Origin of the sequence: Hydrogenophaga sp. (genome assembly GCF_018780385.1) — a bacterium.
Lineage (GTDB): Bacteria > Pseudomonadota > Gammaproteobacteria > Burkholderiales > Burkholderiaceae_C > Hydrogenophaga.
On sequence record NZ_JADMJO010000074.1, the window covers coordinates 1 to 2,576 of the forward strand.

The window sequence follows — 2,576 nt, forward strand, 5'->3', positions numbered from 1 at the left end:
TGCGCATTCCACGCCATCCGGCCACCCAGTCCACCAACATCCGGCCACCCGTTCCACGCTCATCCGGCCAGGCAGTCGGAGCGCAGCGACGCAGGTTTGCATTGTTAGTCTGAAGTCCCTGTCGTCGTCAATTTCGTTGCGCGTCTGCGCATCGATTCGCCCTTCAGTTCGATCCGATAAGCGTTGTGCACCAGCCGGTCGAGGATCGCGTCGCCCAAGGTCGGATCGCCGATCAGTGCATGCCATTTGTCCACGGGCATCTGGCTGGTGACCAGCGTCGAGCGGTTGCCGTAGCGGTCGTCCAATAGCTCAAGCATGTCGCGCCGTTGCGGTGCGGTAAACGGCGCCAGGCCCCAGTCGTCCAGGATCAGCAAGTCGGTCTTGGCATAGCCCGCCATCAGTTTCGCGAATCGACCGTCTCCGTGGGCCAGGCCCAGTTCCTCCATCAGGCGCGGCAGACGCAAGTAGCGCACGCTGTAGCCGTCACGGCAGGCCTTGTGGGCCAGCGCGCAGGCGAGCCAGGTTTTGCCTACACCGGTCGGGCCGCCGATGATCAGGTTCAAGCCATCGCGCAGCCATTGGCCGCTGCCCAGTTGCAGGATCAGGGACTTGTCCAGGCCGCGTGGGCTGCGGTAATCGATGTCTTCCAGGCAAGCGTTGTGGCGCAGTCGTGCCAGTTTCAGCCGGCTGCTCAGACGCGTGTTTTCACGTTCGGTCAGCTCGCGGTCGATCATCAGGCCGAGGCGTTCGTCGAAGCTCAGATCATTGATATCGGGCGTGGCGTGTTGCTCGCTCAGCGCCTTGATCATGCCGTGCAGGCGCAGGGTTTGCAGCTTGTCGAGTGTCGGATTGGGCAGCATTTTGGTGCTCCTTTTTCAGGTCAGTGGTAGTAGCCAGGGCCGCGCAGGTTGATGTGTTCGTCGGGCAGTAGCGGCAGGTTTTGCTGGGACAGCGGTAGCTTTTCCAGCCCTTGGCGCAGGATCGATTCAAGGCTTTTGTAGCTGCACGCGCCCAGTGCCAGCGCTCGCTGGCAAGCGGCTTCCAGCCGCTCTTCGCCGTGCTGTTTGCTCAGGCGCAGGATGCCCAGGCAGGCGCGGAAGCCGTGCTGCGGATGGATTCGGCGTTCGAGGATGTAGGCGATGACGCCGGCCGTATTCGGGCCGGTCTGCTCTGCCCAGCAGATCAGCCGTTGCGGTGTCCATTCGGCATGTTCGCGGTGACTCTTGGGCATGTGCTCGGTTTGGGTGGTGTGGCGGCCTTTGTGCGGCGAGCGCAGATGGCTGGCCACCCGCTGGTTGGCGTGGAAGCACTCGACGGTCTTAGCGGTTAGCCGCACTTCGAGTTGGTGCTTCACCAACTGGTACGGCACCGAGTAGTAATGGCCCTCGACCTCGACGTGGTAGTCGATGTGCACCCGCACCTTTTTCCATTCGGCGTAGATGTACGGATGTTCTGGTAGCGGTTGCAGTGCGGGTTGGTCGATGGTCTCAAAGGCCGAGCGGCGTGAGCCGGGCAGCTTCTTGAAGGGCTTTTGATTGAGGCGTTCGAGCAGCAGGCTGATTGCCGTGTTGAGTTCGCCCAGCGAGAAGAACTGGCGGTTGCGCAGCGCGGCGAGGATCCAGCGCTCGACGACTTGCACGCCGACTTCGACCTTGGCTTTGTCCTTGGGTTTGCGCGAGCGAGCAGGTAATACGGCGATGCCGTAATGCTCGGCGAGATCGCGGTAACTGGGGTTGATGTCGGGCTCGTAGCGATGCGCCTTGGTGACGCCGCTGCGCAGATTATCGGGCACCAGGATCTGCGATGTGCCACCGAAAAAAGCAAAACAGCGGGCGTGCGAGCCCAGCCAGTCAGGCAGCTTCTGCGACCAGGTGGCCTCGGCAAAGGTGTAGCTGGACGCGCCGAGAACGGCGACGAAGATCTGCGTTTGGCGGATCTCGCCGGTTCGCCGATCAATGACCGGTACGGTCTGGCCGGCGTAATCGACGAACAGCTTTTCGCCGGCACGGTGCTCCTGGCGCATGACCACGTCGACCTTGGCGGCCCAGAGGCGGTAGTGCTCGCAGAACCAGCTGTATTGGAAGCCTTGCGGGTGGGCGAGTCGGTATTCCTGCCAAAGCAGGGCCAGAGTTACGCCGGGGCGGCGTAACTCCCCGTGTACATGAGCCCAGTCTGGCACCGGCCTTTGATCGCTGGGAACGGTGGGCGGCGGCGGAAAAAGATGCCGTTGTAACTCGGCGTCAGTCAGCGCAGAGGGCCAGGTCAGGCCGCTGGCAGCAAAGCGATTGAGGTACTCACCGACGCTGGCTCGGCCTACTTGCAAGCTGCCAGCGACCTGGCGGGCAGATAGGCCGACCTCGAATTTGAGACGTAGCACTTCTCGAATTTTACGCATGGATAACCGCTCCACGACGACCTCTCTGCTTCGATAAAAGAGGTCGATGGTAGTGAATTAATCCTGCGTTGCTGCCTGCCTTAAGGGTGGCCGGATGAGCGTGGAATGGGTGGCCGGATCATCGTGGAATCAGTGGCCGGATGTTTATGGAATAGGTGGCCGGATGGCCGTGGAATCCGCA

General features: G+C 61.8%; 2 protein-coding genes. Both read right to left on the bottom strand.

Annotated elements, in window-relative coordinates:
- Nucleotides 1–104: 104 nt before the first annotated feature.
- Nucleotides 105–860 (bottom strand): IS21-like element ISPre4 family helper ATPase IstB, encoded by a 756-nt coding sequence (gene istB / locus IV113_RS19485; RefSeq protein WP_011077977.1) that lies wholly within the window; start codon nucleotides 858–860, stop codon nucleotides 105–107.
- A gap of 20 nt (nucleotides 861–880) precedes the next feature.
- Entirely contained in the window at nucleotides 881–2,395 is a 1,515-nt protein-coding gene (istA, locus tag IV113_RS19490; RefSeq protein WP_291088446.1) for an IS21-like element ISPre4 family transposase, read from the bottom strand.
- Nucleotides 2,396–2,576: the final 181 nt, after the last annotated feature.

Bases quoted from the DNA above. Each gene is read 5' to 3' on its own strand.
- istB (WP_011077977.1), bottom strand. From the start codon at position 860: ATGCTGCCCAATCCGACACTCGACAAGCTGCAAACCCTGCGCCTGCAC.
- istA (WP_291088446.1), bottom strand. From the start codon at position 2,395: ATGCGTAAAATTCGAGAAGTGCTACGTCTCAAATTCGAGGTCGGCCTA.